The sequence below is a fragment of the Streptomyces albofaciens JCM 4342 genome, from assembly GCF_008634025.1.
GTDB classification, from domain to species: Bacteria; Actinomycetota; Actinomycetes; order Streptomycetales; family Streptomycetaceae; genus Streptomyces; species Streptomyces albofaciens.
Genome location: NZ_PDCM01000002.1, coordinates 2,469,115 through 2,483,864 on the forward strand (window position 1 = coordinate 2,469,115; position 14,750 = coordinate 2,483,864).

At 73.4% G+C, this 14,750-nt stretch carries 12 protein-coding genes; 5 read left to right on the plus strand and 7 right to left on the minus strand.

Features of this window, described 5'->3' with window-relative positions:
• Position 1: 1 nt before the first annotated feature.
• Together CP973_RS30695 and CP973_RS30700 are read left to right on the plus strand one after the other, a co-directional pair.
• Entirely contained in the window at positions 2-4,765 is a 4,764-nt protein-coding gene (locus CP973_RS30695; protein WP_150247117.1) for an ATP-dependent helicase, read from the plus strand.
• A 48-nt stretch (positions 4,766-4,813) separates the two neighbouring features.
• Entirely contained in the window at positions 4,814-5,635 is an 822-nt protein-coding gene (locus tag CP973_RS30700; protein ID WP_150247118.1) for an Fpg/Nei family DNA glycosylase, read from the plus strand.
• 89 nt (positions 5,636-5,724) lie between these two features.
• Here CP973_RS30700 and CP973_RS30705 read toward each other — a convergent pair whose 3' ends face one another.
• Positions 5,725-6,030, minus strand: a complete 306-nt coding sequence (locus tag CP973_RS30705; protein ID WP_150247119.1) for a hypothetical protein — start codon at positions 6,028-6,030, stop codon at positions 5,725-5,727.
• A gap of 323 nt (positions 6,031-6,353) precedes the next feature.
• Here CP973_RS30705 and CP973_RS30710 point away from each other — a divergent pair, with 323 nt between their 5' ends.
• On the plus strand, positions 6,354-7,442 hold the full coding sequence (locus CP973_RS30710) for a hydroxymethylbilane synthase (RefSeq protein WP_150247120.1): 1,089 nt from the start codon (positions 6,354-6,356) through the stop codon (positions 7,440-7,442).
• Between the two features lie 182 nt (positions 7,443-7,624).
• Positions 7,625-8,134, plus strand: a complete 510-nt coding sequence (locus tag CP973_RS30715) for a hypothetical protein (RefSeq protein ID WP_150247121.1) — start codon at positions 7,625-7,627, stop codon at positions 8,132-8,134.
• Positions 8,135-8,335: 201 nt separating this feature from the next.
• On the opposite strand, the gene CP973_RS30720 is transcribed toward CP973_RS30715, so the two are convergent.
• Positions 8,336-8,755, minus strand: coding sequence for a PPOX class F420-dependent oxidoreductase (locus tag CP973_RS30720; protein WP_150247122.1), 420 nt, complete (start codon positions 8,753-8,755; stop codon positions 8,336-8,338).
• A 446-nt stretch (positions 8,756-9,201) separates the two neighbouring features.
• On the opposite strand from CP973_RS30720, the gene CP973_RS30725 reads away from it, so the two are divergent.
• Positions 9,202-10,344: a methyltransferase domain-containing protein gene (locus tag CP973_RS30725; protein WP_150247123.1), complete on the plus strand. Its 1,143-nt coding sequence runs from the start codon at positions 9,202-9,204 to the stop codon at positions 10,342-10,344.
• Positions 10,345-10,404: 60 nt separating this feature from the next.
• On the opposite strand, the gene CP973_RS30730 is transcribed toward CP973_RS30725, so the two are convergent.
• From CP973_RS30730 to rimO, 5 genes are all read right to left on the minus strand, one after another.
• Positions 10,405-10,875, minus strand: a complete 471-nt coding sequence (locus CP973_RS30730; RefSeq protein WP_150247124.1) for a Dps family protein — start codon at positions 10,873-10,875, stop codon at positions 10,405-10,407.
• Between the two features lie 323 nt (positions 10,876-11,198).
• A complete protein-coding gene (locus CP973_RS30735) occupies positions 11,199-11,582 on the minus strand; it encodes a helix-turn-helix domain-containing protein (protein WP_030024638.1) in 384 nt (127 codons plus the stop codon).
• 109 nt (positions 11,583-11,691) lie between these two features.
• Positions 11,692-12,264: a CinA family protein gene (locus tag CP973_RS30740; RefSeq protein ID WP_244410123.1), complete on the minus strand. Its 573-nt coding sequence runs from the start codon at positions 12,262-12,264 to the stop codon at positions 11,692-11,694.
• A 99-nt stretch (positions 12,265-12,363) separates the two neighbouring features.
• The gene (gene pgsA / locus CP973_RS30745; protein ID WP_150247125.1) at positions 12,364-13,164 is read right to left on the minus strand and encodes a CDP-diacylglycerol--glycerol-3-phosphate 3-phosphatidyltransferase; all 801 of its coding nucleotides are present in this window, start codon (positions 13,162-13,164) and stop codon (positions 12,364-12,366) included.
• On the minus strand, positions 13,161-14,651 hold the full coding sequence (gene rimO, locus CP973_RS30750) for a 30S ribosomal protein S12 methylthiotransferase RimO (protein WP_150247126.1): 1,491 nt from the start codon (positions 14,649-14,651) through the stop codon (positions 13,161-13,163). Before rimO ends, pgsA begins: the two co-directional genes overlap by 4 nt.
• Positions 14,652-14,750: the final 99 nt, after the last annotated feature.

The window sequence follows — 14,750 nt, forward strand, 5'->3', positions numbered from 1 at the left end:
CATGGCCACGGCAGCGCTCGACTCGTTCTCCCCCGCGACCCGCGACTGGTTCACGGGGGCGTTCCGCGCGCCCACCGCCGCGCAGGAGGGCGCCTGGCGGGCCATCGGCGCGGGGTCGGACGTGCTGGTGGTCGCGCCGACCGGCTCCGGCAAGACCCTGGCCGCCTTCCTCGCCTCGCTCGACCGGCTCGCGAGCGTCCCGCCGCCCGCCGAGCCGAAGAAGCGCTGCCGCGTGCTGTACGTCTCCCCGCTGAAGGCCCTCGCGGTCGACGTCGAGCGCAACCTGCGCAGCCCGCTCACCGGCATCCGCCAGGAATCCGTCCGCCAGGGGCTGCCCGAGCCCGACATCCGGGTGGGCATCCGCTCCGGCGACACCCCGGCCGCCGAGCGCCGCGCGATCGCCACCCGGCCGCCGGACATCCTCATCACCACCCCCGAGTCGCTGTTCCTCATGCTCACCTCCTCGGCCCGGGAGGCACTCGAAGGCGTCGAGACGGTGATCGTGGACGAGGTGCACGCCGTCGCGGGCACGAAGCGCGGCGCCCACCTCGCGCTCTCCCTGGAGCGGCTGGACCACCTGCTGGAGCGCCCGGCCCGCCGTATCGGACTGTCGGCGACGGTGCGCCCGGTGGAGGAGGTCGCCCGGTATCTGTCACCGCAGCGCCGGGTGGAGATCGTCCAGCCGCCGTCCGGCAAGGAGTTCGACCTGTCGGTCGTGGTTCCCGTGGAAGACCTGGGCGAGCTGGGCGGCTCCCCCGTCCAGGAGGGCGACACCGGCGAGAAGCCCTCCATCTGGCCGCATGTCGAGGAGAAGATCGCCGACCTGGTGCAGGCCCACCGCTCGACGATCGTCTTCGCCAACTCCCGCCGTCTCGCCGAGCGCCTGTGCAACCGGCTGAACGAGATCGCCTACGAACGCGCCACCGGCGAGGCGCTGCCCGAGGACCACTCCCCCGCCGAGCTGATGGCCGAGTCGGGCGCCGCCAAGGGGGCGCCCGCGCTGCTGGCCCGCGCCCACCACGGCTCGGTGTCCAAGGAGCAGCGCGCCCAGGTGGAGGAGGACCTGAAGGCGGGCCGGCTGCCGGCCGTGGTCGCCACGTCCAGCCTGGAGCTGGGTATCGACATGGGCGCGGTCGACCTGGTCGTGCAGGTCGAGTCCCCGCCGTCGGTCGCCTCCGGCCTCCAGCGGGTCGGCCGCGCGGGCCACCAGGTCGGCGCGGTGTCCCGGGGCGTGGTCTTCCCCAAGTACCGCGGCGACCTGGTGCAGGCCGCGGTCGTCACGGAACGGATGCGGGCGGGCTCCATCGAGTCGCTGCGCGTCCCGGCCAACCCGCTGGACGTGCTGGCCCAGCAGCTGGTCGCGATGGTGTCGATGGACACCTGGGACGTGACGGAGCTGCTGGCCCTGGTCCGCCGCTCCGCCTCCTTCGCGTCGCTGCCCGAGTCGGCGTTCAACGGCGTCCTGGACATGCTCGCGGGCCGCTATCCGTCCGACGCCTTCGCCGAGCTGCGCCCCCGGGTCGTGTGGGACCGGGTGGCGCAGACGGTCACCGGCCGCCCCGGCGCGCAGCGGCTGGCCGTCACGTCCGGCGGCACGATCCCCGACCGGGGCCTCTTCGGTGTCTTCCTCGCCGGTGCCGACCCGAAGAAGGGAGGCGGCCGGGTCGGGGAGCTGGACGAGGAGATGGTCTACGAGTCCCGCGTCGGCGATGTCTTCACGCTCGGTACGACCTCCTGGCGCATCGAGGACATCACCCGCGACCGGGTGCTGGTCTCCCCCGCCCCCGGGGTCCCCGGCCGGCTGCCCTTCTGGAAGGGCGACCAGCTCGGCCGCCCCCTCGAACTGGGCCGCGCCCTGGGCGCGTTCCTCCGCGAGATCGGCTCGCTCGACCCGGAGGCCGCCCGCGCGCGGCTGGCCGCCGCCGGACTGGACGACTGGGCGACGGGCAACGTCCTGTCGTACCTCGCCGAGCAGAAGCAGAGCTGCGGCCATGTGCCGGACGACCGCACGATCGTCGTCGAGCGCTTCCGCGACGAGCTGGGCGACTGGCGGGTGGTGGTGCACTCCCCGTTCGGCGCGCAGGTGCACGCCCCCTGGGCGCTGGCCCTCGGCGCCCGCCTCGCCGAGCGCTACGGCATGGACGCGCAGGTCATGCACGCCGACGACGGCATCGTGCTGCGCCTGCCGGACGCCGACCTGATGGGCCTGGACCTGCTCGACAGCGACACCGGCGACTTCGACCCGGCGGCCCGCGGCATGGAGTACGACCCCGAGCAGTCCCCGGTGGGCGCCGCCGACGTGGTCTTCGACAAGGGCGAGGTCGACCAGGTCGTCACGGACCAGGTGGGCGGCTCGGCCCTGTTCGCCTCCCGGTTCCGCGAGTGCGCGGCCCGCGCCCTGCTGCTGCCCCGCCGCAACCCCGGCAAGCGCACGCCCCTGTGGCAGCAGCGCCAGCGCGCCTCCCAGCTCCTCCAGGTGGCGGGCGAGTTCGGGTCGTTCCCGATCGTGCTGGAGGCCGTCCGCGAATGCCTCCAGGACGTCTTCGACGTACCGGGCCTGACGGAGCTGATGGGCGACATCGAGGCCCGCCGGGTCCGCCTCGTCGAGGTCACCACGCCCGAGCCGTCCCCCTTCGCCCGCTCCCTGCTGTTCGGCTATGTGGCCCAGTTCCTGTACGAGGGCGACTCCCCGCTCGCCGAGCGCCGGGCCGCCGCCCTCTCCCTGGACTCCCGGCTGCTGGCCGAGCTGCTCGGCCAGGCCGAGCTGCGCGAACTGCTCGACGCCGATGTCCTGGCCGAGCTGGAGAGCGAGCTGCAGTGGCGGACGGAGGACCGCCGGGTCAAGGACGCCGAGGGCGTCGCCGACCTGCTGCGGATGCTCGGCCCGCTCACCGACGCCGAGTTGTCCGAGCGCGGCGCCGATCCCGCGTGGGTACGGGAGCTGGCGTCGGCCCGCCGGGCCATCACCGTCCGCATCGCGGGCCAGGACCACTGGGCCGCCGTCGAGGACGCGGGCCGACTGCGCGACGCCCTGGGCACGGCTCTGCCCGTGGGTGTCCCCGAGTCCTTCACCGAGCCCGTCAAGGACCCCCTCGGCGACCTCCTGTCCCGATATGCCCGTACGCACGGTCCGTTCACCTCCGACCAGGCCGCCGCCCGCTTCGGCCTCGGCACGGCCGTCACGGACGGCGCACTGCAACGGCTGGCCTCAGCAGGCCGCGTGGTCCAGGGCGAATTCCACCCCTCCGGAATCGGCCAGGAATGGTGCGACGCCCAAGTCCTCCGCCGCCTGCGCCGCCGCTCCCTGGCCGCGCTCCGGCACGAGCTGGAGCCCGTACCGCCCGCCGCCCTGGCGTCCTTCCTCCCGCAGTGGCAGCAGGTCGGGCCCCTGACGCCCAAGGCGCCGTACGGAGCGGGGGCACAGCGCGGCGGGTCGTACGGTCTGCGCGGCATCGACGGCGTGGTCCGCGCCGTCGAGCAGTTGCAGGGCGCGGCCGTGCCCGCCTCCGCCCTCGAAAAGCTGGTGCTGCCCTCCCGCGTCGGCGACTACGCCCCGGCGCTCCTTGACGAGCTGACCTCCACCGGCGAGGTGCTGTGGGCCGGCGCGGGCGCGCTCCCCGGCAAGGACGGCTGGATCTCCCTCTACCTCGCCGACACCGCTCCGCTGCTCCTGCCGCCACCGCACCCGCTGGAGCTGTCCCCCCTGCACCAGTCCGTCCTCCAGGCCCTCGCCCCCGGCTACGGCCTCTTCTTCCGCCAGCTCGCCGACCAGGTCCGCGCCACCACCCACCCCGAGTGCACCGACCCGCAACTCGCCGACGTCCTGTGGGACCTGGCCTGGTCCGGCCGGCTCACCAACGACACCCTCGCCCCGCTGCGCGCGCTCCTCGGCTCCGGGCGTACGTCCGGTTCCACCGCCCACCGGGCCAAGCGCGCAGTCCCCCGCGGCCGGTACGGCACCCTGACCGCGGCCACCGGCCGCACCGGCCGCCCCACCGCCTCCCGGTCCGGGCCGCCGACCGTCGCCGGCCGCTGGTCCCTGCTCCCCGCCCCCGAACCGGAGCCCACCCACCGCGCCCACGCCCTGGCACGCACGCTCCTGGACCGGCACGGCGTCGTCACCCGCGGCGCCGTCGCCGCCGAGGGGGTCGAGGGCGGCTTCTCGGCCGCGTACCGGGTCCTGGCCGCCTTCGAGGAGACCGGCCAGGCCCGGCGCGGCTATGTGGTCGAGGGGCTGGGCGCCGCGCAGTTCGCCATGGACGGCGCGGTCGACCGGCTGCGCGCGGTCAACACCAGCCGGGAGCGCACCGCCGACGAGTATCCCCAGGAGGCCCCGGGCGGCCGCCGTACGACCGGGCCGCAGCGGGCGCTGGTCCTCGCCGCCGCCGACCCGGCGAACGCGTACGGAGCCGCCCTGTCCTGGCCCGAGCCGCCGGACGGCTCGACCCACAAGCCGGGCCGCAAGGCGGGCTCCCTCGTCGTCCTCGTCGACGGCGAGCTGACGCTTTACATGGAGCGCGGCGGCAAAACCCTGCTGGCATGGGCGCAGTCCGGTGAAGCGGGCACCTCCGACCCCGGCTCCCCCGCAGGTACGCGCCTGCGGCTCGCCCTCGAAGCGCTCGCCGACGCCGCGCGGGCCGGCGCCCTCGGCACGATCACCGTGGAGCGCGTCAACGGAGCCGCGGCCCTCACCGCCCCGCTCGCCCCTGCCCTGGAGGCAGCCGGCTTCCATCCCACGCCAAGGGGGTTCCGACTGCGTCCTTGAGGAGCGGCCGACCGGCGGGCTTCGGCCCGCCCCCGGCACAATGGCCCCATGCCCGAAGGCGACACCGTCTGGCGCACCGCCCGCCGCCTCCACGAAGCGCTGGCCGGCAAGCAGCTGACCCGGACCGACCTGCGCGTGCCCAAGCTCGCCACCACCGATCTGGCCGGCCGTACGGTCCTGGAGGTGGTCCCGCGCGGCAAGCACCTCCTCACCCGGGTCGAGGGCGGCCTGACCCTCCACTCACACCTGCGCATGGACGGCGCCTGGAAGATCTACACCCCGGCCGAGCGCTGGCGCGGCGGCCCCGGCCACCAGATCCGCGCGGTCCTCGCCACGGCCGACCGCACCGCCGTCGGCTACCGCCTGCCCGTACTGGAACTCCTGCGCACCGCCGACGAGAGCGACGCCGTGGGCCACCTGGGCCCGGACCTGCTGGGCCCCGACTGGGACGCGGACGAGGCGCTGCGGCGCCTGCTCGCCGACCCCGCCCGCCCGCTCGGCGAGGCGCTGCTCGACCAGCGGAACCTGGCCGGCATCGGCAATGTCTTCAAGTGCGAGCTGTGCTTCCTGCTGCGGGCGTCCCCGTGGCTGCCCATCGGCCGGCTGCCCGCTCCGGAGCGCGCGACCACCCTCGCGAAGAAGCTCCTGGAGGCCAACAAGGACCGCCTCGCCCGCGTCACGACACCGAGTGCCCGCCCGGACCGCCGCCAGTGGGTGTACGGCCGCGGCGGCCGCCCGTGCTTCCGCTGCGGCACACCGATCCGTACGGGAGAACAAGGCCCGGCTACCCAGGAACGCGTCACCTACTGGTGCCCCGCCTGCCAGCCGGAGGACGCGGACACGCCAACGCCCACTGCGCCGACCGGGTGACTGCGAGACCCCACCGCCCCCGCTCCGTCGCTCCCATTCCACCGCCCCCGTTCCATCGCTCCCCCTCACCGCCCCGCCTCACCCCACCATCACCTGCGCCACCGCCGCGCAGCCCTGGCGGCCGACTTGCTCAGCAGCCCCCTGGCGCGTCCGATCCCCCGGCCGCCCCCTTCACCGCTGCCCCTCCGCCCCGACTCCGCCCATGGCACGCAGTGCACCGGCAGCAGGCTCAGCCCCCAGCCCCCCGCCGCCACCGTCCCCTCGACGATCCCCGCCGTGCCCGGCCACAGCGTCAGCCTCAGCACGGCCCACCACCACAGCCCCCCGACCGCGGCCCCGGTCACCAGCCGGACCGGGGATATGCCGAGCCGGGCGAAGAAGTCGTGCCTAGCCATGGCTGCCTCCTCCGGTCGACGCTAGACGGGCGCGACCGTCCAACGGGAGGGCGCACCGGGGCGCGACCGGCGCGAACGCGAACGGATCGACGGAGCCGTACATCCGGCCCCGTCCCCACCGATCTCGGTCTTCCCGGTATTTTCGCCCGGGGCCGCCCACCCCGCATCCAGACGGTCCCACGGCCGCGGCCCGCCCGCCCCCACCTCGTACACCAGCACGGCCCCGCATCTCCCCGGCCCGTCGCCCCGTGTCTCCTACGCTGCACTCAGTGATCACCGCCCGTCGGCGGCCACCGCCCGAGACGCACCGAACGGAGACCTCCGTGAGCGCCGATCCCCCCGCCCGCGAGCTGCGCATCGGCACCCGTACGAGCCCCATGGCCCTCGCCCAGACCGCCCATGTCACCCGGCTGCTGCACGCGCTCGACCCGCGGCTGCGCATCGTGACCGTCCCGGTCCAGAGCGAGTCCGGCCTCTGGCACGGTGATCTGTCCGGCACCGGCGGCAAGGGCCTGTTCGTCAAGGCCCTGGACGCACGGCTGCAGAGCGGCGACATCGACCTCGCGCTGCACTGCCTCAAGGACGTCCCCGGCGATGTGCCGCTCCGTGAAGGGCTGGTCGTCGCCGCGCATCTGGAGCGCGCCGACGTCCGGGACGCGCTGGTCGTCCCCGAGCACTCGGGTGTGCGCCGCCTCGACGACCTGCCGCCCGGCGCCCGGATCGGCACCGCGTCCGTACGCCGCCGGGCCCAGCTCCTGCGGATCCGCCCCGACCTGCGGATCGTGCCCGTACGCGGCGCCGTCGGCACCCGCCTGGACCTCTTGGACGGCGGACGGGACGCACACGCGCAGATGCATACGCAGACGCGGACGCAGACGCCGACGCAGAAGCACGCACAGACGCCTTCTCATACGCATGGACGCCCGCACGCGCATTCGCACCCGCCCGCGCACCCGCACGCCGAACTGGACGCGCTGGTCCTGGCCAGTGCCGGCCTGGCCCGGCTGGGCCTGACCCACCGGGCGACGCAGCTCTTCGAAGTGGACGAACTGCTGCCGGCCGTCGGCGCCGGCGTCCTGTCCCTGGAGTGCCGCCGTCACGACACCTCCCTCGCCGCGCTGCTGGAACAGCTCAACCACGAGCGCACGCTCACGGAGGCGACCGCCGAGCGCGTGATGCTCCAGGGGCTGCGCGGCCACTGCAACAGCCCCATCGCGGGGTACTGCGTCACCGGCCCCGGCGGGCGGCTCTCCTTGCGCGGCAAGGTCTTCTCCCCTGACGGCACCGCGTTCGCGCAGGTGCACCTGCACAGCGACGCGCCGCACGATCCGGCCGCGCTCGGCGCGCACGCCGCGACCGAACTCCTCAGCCAGGGCGCCCGTGCGCTGATCGACACCGGGGCTCCGCTGTGACTCTTCGCCGCGGGCGCCCGCCGCGCATTCCGTACGCCGCACGCAATTCCTCTCCTTTCCCGGCGGGCTGCGGCATCGCCAACCACCGTGCGATCACCGGGAAATGACGGCCAGGACGACCGCAGGACGCCAACCCGACCCCGACGCCGAGGCCCTTCACACACAGGCGTACGCTCCCGATCATGGAGGGGCGTGAAGCGCTTCGGCGCCGCATTCGTATCTGGTTGATTGTTTTCATCGTCGGTCTCGTGCTGAGCGGACTGACGGCTTTTCCGCTCGTCACCGAAATCCGGTGGGCCGATGAACTGCTGCGCTCCGACGCGTCGCCGATCGCCGACCGGCTGCCGGGACTGGCGGAGTGGATCGGCAGGGCCCGGGAGGGGCTGGAGGCCACCGACGCGAAGTATCCGTTCATGCTGTACGGAACGGACTGGCTGGCGTTCGCCCACCTGGTCATCGCGGTGGCGTTCTACGGCCCGTTCCGGGATCCGGTGCGCAACATCTGGGTCATCGACTTCGGTGTCATCGCGTGTGCGGGAATCATTCCACTGGCCCTCATCTGCGGCCCGATACGCGGAATTCCCTTCTACTGGCAGCTGATCGACATGTCGTTCGGCGTCTTCGGCGTCATTCCGCTGCTGGTGGTACGCCGTATGATCAAACGGCTGGAAGCGTACGAACTCGCGGCCTGAACCGACACGTTCACGCATTCAAAACGCCGTGAGCCCTGAAAGCGTGAACCCTGAACGCGCAAAACCCGCACGCGCGAAACCCGCACGCGTGAATCCTGAACCCGCGAAACCTGCCCGCGTGAACGCCAAAACGAAGAACGTCCTCTCCCCGGCACCCCGGGAAGAGGACGTCCACGCGTCGGGCCTTCCGTACGCCACCGATCAGCCGGCCTGGTTGCTGTCCTTGTGGCTGCCCCAGCCGTGCCAGCGGTCGATCTCGATCCAGGCGCTGACGCGAGCGCGGTCACGCTGCGGGTAGGAATCGCCGAGATAGTGCCGGGCCAGCCGGTCGATGTCCTTGAGGCCCTCGTCGTCGCGGAACTCGGTGACGCGGCCGATGAGGCTGATGTGGGTGTACCAGCTGTCCCCGTCGAGGACGGTGAGTGTCACCCGGGGGTCGTTGCGCAGGTGCTGCAGGCGCCTACGGCCCTCGTCCATGTTGACCAGCACGCGGCCGTCGTCCCAGAGGTACCAGGTCGCCGTGGAGACGGGCTGGCCGTCCGACCGCAGGGTCGTGATGACCGACGGGTTGGGCTTCTCCAGCATCGCGACCGCCTCGCGCGGCAGCGGGGGTTTCGACATAGCGGGCACTCCTTCGTACGTTGCTGATGCGGCGTTCGTTTCTCCAACATGATCGTCCGCCTGCCGCCTTCCCGGACCACGGACACGCCACTCCGGCACACCCGCCGCACGGGGCGGACGGCGGCGCTCCGGTCAACCGGGTACCCGGCCGCGCACCCTCCGCACCGGCGCGATGACGGCGCACGCCGACCGCTCCCGGAACGATCACACGCGCCGGTGCGCGGGACATGCGCCCTCGCACCGGAGCCGTACGCTCCGCTAGCGTCCGCAACGCCCACCGCGACCACCGGGGGAGCCATGGACGTGAAGCACCGGAGCCCGATCGGCGATGACGGGCAGCAGCCGGGCCGGCCGGTTCCACCACCCGCGCCCCGGCCCGAGCCGGACGAGGGGTGACCCCCACGTCCTCCCCCGCCCCTTCCCCTGCCTCCTCTCCCTTCCCCTCGTTGCTTCCCTCCCCCAAAACCCTCCTCGCCCAAGTAGCCGACACCCTCGGCCACCCGGTCGCCCCGTCCGGGGCCGACGCCGTACGCGCGGTGCCCCGCGACCGGTCCCTGCCGGACCGGATCCGGCTCCGGGACGGAAACGGGGGCTATGCGCTCTGCGACCGCGCGGTGGAGCCGGAGCGCTGGGGTGCGGCGGCGTTCAGCGACGCGCCGCTCGTGACGCGGATCAAGGAGGACGCCGACGGGTTCCAGGAGCCCACGTCGTCGGCCTCCGCGCCCGCCACGGTGCTGCGCATGCTGGAGGAGGCCGGGATCGCCGACGGGCAGCGGGTGCTGGAGACCGGGACCGGGACCGGGTACCACGCCGCGCTGCTCGCCCACCGGCTCGGGGACGGTCATGTGGTGAGCGTCGAGATCGATTCCGCGCTCGCCGACACCGCCCGCGCCGCCCTCAAGACCGCGGGGCGCACGCCCACCGTCGTCACCGGCGACGGAGCGCTGGGCCACGCCGCTGCCGCCCCGTACGACCGGATCATCGCCACCTGCTCCGTACGGGCCGTCCCCGCGGCCTGGCTCGCGCAGACGCGGCCCGGTGCCCGCCTCGTCGTACCGTGGAGCACCAGCTGGATCACGTACGGCACGCTGGTCCTGACCCGCCGCCCGGACGGCACCGCCGACGGCCGGTTCGGGGGCTACGGCTCGTACATGGTGATGCGCGGCCAGCGGGCGGAGACGGTCCTCGACCGCGATCTCGTGCGCGACGGGCAGCGGCCCGGCCGGTCCGAAACGGCGCTCTCTCCGTGGGCCGTGGCGGGCGGCGACCTCGACGCGCGGTTCGCCGTCGGTCTTCGGGTGCCCGATGTGCGGCATTCCTGGGACACCGCGACGGACGAGGTACACACCCGCCTCTGGCCGGCCGACGACGCCGCGACGTCATGGGCGTCCGTGGACCACGACGGTCGGCGGACCGCCGCCTTTTCCGTACGGCAGCACGGGCCGCGCCGCCTCTGGGACGAGGTGGCCGCGGCCCACCGGCAATGGATCCGCGCGGGCGGGCCCCGCGTCGCCGGCCACGGCCTGGCCGTCACCGCCGACGGACACGAGGTGCGGGTTCAGGGGCGTCGGCCGCCCCCGGGAGGCTGAACAGCGAAGCGCCCCCCGGCCTCGCCAGGGGGCGCTGATCCAGCCGTACGGCGCGACCGCTCAGGCGGACTCCGCCTGGAACATCCAGTGGTGCTTCTCAAGGTCGGCGGTCAGGCCGATGAGGATGTCCTGGGACACCGGGTCGGGCTCGTCCGTCACACGGATGCGCTCGCGCATCCGGGCGATCACCGCGCCGAGCGCGTCGGTCACGACCCGGACGACCTCCGCGTCCTTGATCCAGCCGTCCTGCACCGTGTCGATGCCGCTGGTCTTCGCGACCGTCTCGGCCCGCCCGTCCGGCGATACGCCGATCGCCGAGGCGCGCTCGGCGACCGTGTCGGCGTACGCACGCGCCGTGTCCACGACATCGTCGAGCTGGAGGTGTACGGAGCGGAACCGCGGGCCGATGATGTTCCAGTGGACCTGCTTCGCCACGAGCGAGAGATCCACCAGGTCGACGAGGGCTCCCTGCAGTGCGTCCCCGACCACCTTGCGGTCGTCGTCGGACAGCGTGCTCTTGACGACAGACATCCATTACTCCTTCTTGGGCGATTTGTTCCGCTTCGCCCTGCGTTCACAAGATTGATCCTGTCTGTACGGATCGGGTACCCCGTCGCACCGCGGTAATGCCTGGCCACCGCCAAGTGAGGACGGAAGTCCCGCCGCCCGGCCCCGTCCGGCCTGGCCGGAGGCCCCGGGGAAGCCCTGAGCCCCGCCCGGCGGCTGCCGGACGGGGCTCAGGGAAGTCATGTGGGCGCTCGGTCGGCGCCTGAGGAGGGAGGAGGGAGGGAGTGCGGCGACCACCACGACGGGCGGCTCATGGCTGCCGGACGGATCCGGCGGACGTGACGGGCTCAGGCCGCGACGACGTCGACCGCCTCCGCGGGGGCCTTGATCGTCACGCGGTCCTCGGGGACACCGGCCAGCGAGGTCACGGACACCGAGTTCAGCTTGGGGCGGACCGGTGCGGGCACCGGGTCGCTCGCGGCCGCGGAGCGGGCCAGCTCGGCGAGCGCCAGCTCGTCGCTGACCTCGCGCATCAGCTCGGACATGCGCACATCCAGCGCGTCGCAGATCGCCGAGAGCAGTTCGGAAGAGGCTTCCTTCTGTCCCCGCTCGACCTCGGACAAGTAGCCGAGCGACACCCGGGCGGAGGAGGAGACCTCGCGCAGGGTGCGGCCCTGGCGCTGACGCTGTCGGCGCAGCACGTCACCCAGCAGGCGACGAAGCAGAATCATCGCTGGCTCCCTCCTCGGACCTCGGATCCGGATCCTTCTCGCCCCACCGTACCGCCTCGGGCGTCGGCCGTGCGGGGCGTGAGTTCGTGTTCACTCAGGGCTGTAAACATCAAAATTCCCCCCGTTGTTCCGTATCCTGTGCCGCCGCATTCTCTGTCAGTTCGCTCACCAGCAGCGCCAGTGCCGCCGCCACCGTGTCCCGGCGGATCCGCTCGCGGCCGCCGGTCAGTGTGAGCCGTCGTACACCGCCCGCGTCGCCCGGCCCGGAGACCGCGACGAAGACCGTGCCCACGGGCTGTCCGTCCTGGGGGTCGGGGCCGGCAACCCCTGTAGTGGCGATACCCCAGTGGGCGCCCAGCACACGCCGTACACCACGGGCCATCCGGCGGGCAACTTCCGCGTCCACGGCTCCGCGGGCGTCCAGCAGCGCGCCGTCCACGCCCAGGACGTCCCGCTTGAGCGCGGTCGCGTACGCCGTCACCGAACCCCGGAAGACCCGGGAGGCTCCGGGTACCCCGGTGAGCGCCCCGGATACCAGGCCGCCCGTCAGCGATTCGGCCACCGCCAGGCTCTCCCCGCGCGCCGCGAGCACGTCGAGCGCCCGCGCGGCCACGGCCGTCACCGCGGCTGCCGCGCCCGGGAAGTCCTCGGAGGCCGCCTCCGGTGCGGGATCAGCGGGCATTTCCACAGCCACTTCGGAAGGTCGCTCCCGGGCCCGTCGGCGATGCCGACGCCGGGGCCGGGCCCGCCACGGGCACTACCGGAAGAGGAGCCACCGGCCTCACCGTGCGGAGTCCCCGTCGTCCCGGGTCCGCGGCGCGGCCTCGGACCGCCCCTCGGCCCGCGCCGAGCTCCCGGCGGGCTCGCCGCCGCGCGCCTCCGCGGTGCTCCCGGCGGGCTCCCCGTCGCGTACCGCGTGCGCCTCCGCGGCCGCCCTGGCCCGCTCCTGCGCCTGTACCGCACGCGCCTCGGCCAGCCCGGCCCGCCGCAGGACGACCGCCTGCCGTACGTAGTCCAGTCCGGTCACGACGGTCAGCACCACGGCCACCGCCATCACCCACCACCGGAACGTCGCCAGCGGCCCGTTCAGCAGGAGGACGTACATGCCCACGGCGGTGCCCTGCGCGAGCGTCTTGATCTTCCCGCCGCGGCTGGCGGGGATGACCCCGTGTCTGATCACCCAGAACCGCATCAGCGTGATGCCCAGCTCGCGGAAGAGGATGACGCCGGTCACCCACCACGAGAGGTCGTCCAGCACGGACAGGCAGATCAGCGCCGCTCCCATGATCGCTTTGTCCGCGATCGGGTCGGCGATCTTGCCGAAGTCCGTGACCAGGTTGTACTGGCGCGCGAGATGGCCGTCGAACAGGTCGGTGATCATGGCGATGGCGAAGGCGGCCCAGGCGAACGAGCGCCAGGCCGGGTCGTAGCCGTCGCCGTGCATCAGCAGCAGCACGAAGGCCGGTACGAGCAGCAGCCGCACCATGGTCAGGACGTTGGCGATGTTCCACAGCCCGGCCGTCCGGACGGCCGGCGCCGGGCGGTGGTGCCCACCGGCCGCGGAAGCCGGGACTCCGGTCATCTGCCCGCCTCCTCAGAACACGGCACGCCGTCCACCGACAGCACCTCGGCCACCAGGTCGACGCCTTCACTCGCCACGGCCTTTGCTTCGACCATACGTCCCGGCGCAAGGTCGAGTGAGGTCCGCAGCAGGGTCACGCCGTCGGTCTCGGGCGCCTGGTGCGCGGCCCGGCCCACGACCCCGTCCTCCTCGTCGACGCTGTCCACCAGGACGGTCAGGGTCTCCCCGAGGCGCTCCTCGGCGCGCTGCGCGGTCAGCTCCTCGGCCAGCCGCGAGATGCGCGCGAGGCGTTCGGCGACCTCGTCCGGGTCCACCTTGCCGTCGTACGTGGCCGCCTCGGTGCCGTCCTCGTCCGAGTAACCGAACACACCGATCGCGTCCAGTCGCGCCCCGGTCAGGAAGCGCTCCAGCTCGGCCACGTCCTCCTCGGTCTCACCGGGGAAGCCGACGATGAAGTTCGAGCGGGCGCCGGCCTGCGGCGCCTTCGCACGGATCTGCTCCAGCAGGCCCAGGAAGCGGTCGGTGTCGCCGAAGCGCCGCATCGCGCGCAGCACGCCCGGGGCCGAGTGCTGGAAGGACAGGTCGAAGTACGGGGCGACCTTCTCCGTCTGCGTCAGCACGTCGATCAGGCCCGGCCGCATCTCGGCGGGCTGGAGGTAGCTGACCCGGATCCGCTCCAGGCCGTCGACGGCCGCCAGCTCCGGCAGCAGCGTCTCCAGCAGGCGGATGTCGCCCAGGTCCTTGCCGTAGGAGGTGTTGTTCTCGGAGACCAGCATGATCTCCTTCACCCCCTGCTCCGCCAGCCAGCGCGTCTCGCCGAGCACGTCGGAGGGGCGGCGCGAGATGAAGGAACCGCGGAAGGACGGGATGGCGCAGAAGGAGCAGCGGCGGTCGCAGCCGGAGGCCAGCTTCACGGAGGCCACCGGGCTGTTGCCCAGCCGCCGGCGGAGCGGGGCGCGCGGCCCGGAGGCGGGCGCGACCCCCTCGGGCAGGTCCTCGGGGGCCGAGGCCAGAGCGTCCCCGTGGCCGGGCAGCGCCACACCGGCGGCGTCCTGCCGCTCGGCCGGGCTGATCGGCAGCAGCTTGCGGCGGTCGCGCGGAGCGTGGGCCTCGACATTGCCGCCGCTCAGGATCGTCCGCAGCCGGTCGGAGATGTCGGTGTAGTCGTCAAAGCCGAGCACGCCGTCGGCCTCCGGCAGGGCCTCGGCCAGCTCCTTGCCGTACCGCTCGGCCATGCAGCCGACGGCCACCACGGCCTGGGTGCGGCCGTGGTCCTTCAGATCGTTGGCCTCCAGCAGGGCATCGACGGAGTCCTTCTTGGCGGCCTCGACGAATCCGCAGGTGTTGACGACGGCGACATCGGCATCGGCGGCTTCCTCGACGAGCTCCCAGCCGTCCGCTGCCAGGCGGCCTGCGAGCTCCTCCGAGTCCACCTCGTTACGGGCGCAGCCAAGGGTGACAAGGGCGACGGTACGGCGTTCGGGCATGGAGTCAGCCTACTTTGTCCCGGCAGCCCCTATCGCTGCCAGGGTTGCCCCGCTCCGTCCGGCGCCCCGGCCCGGGCCGCCCGGCCTCCGTGGCGTGCC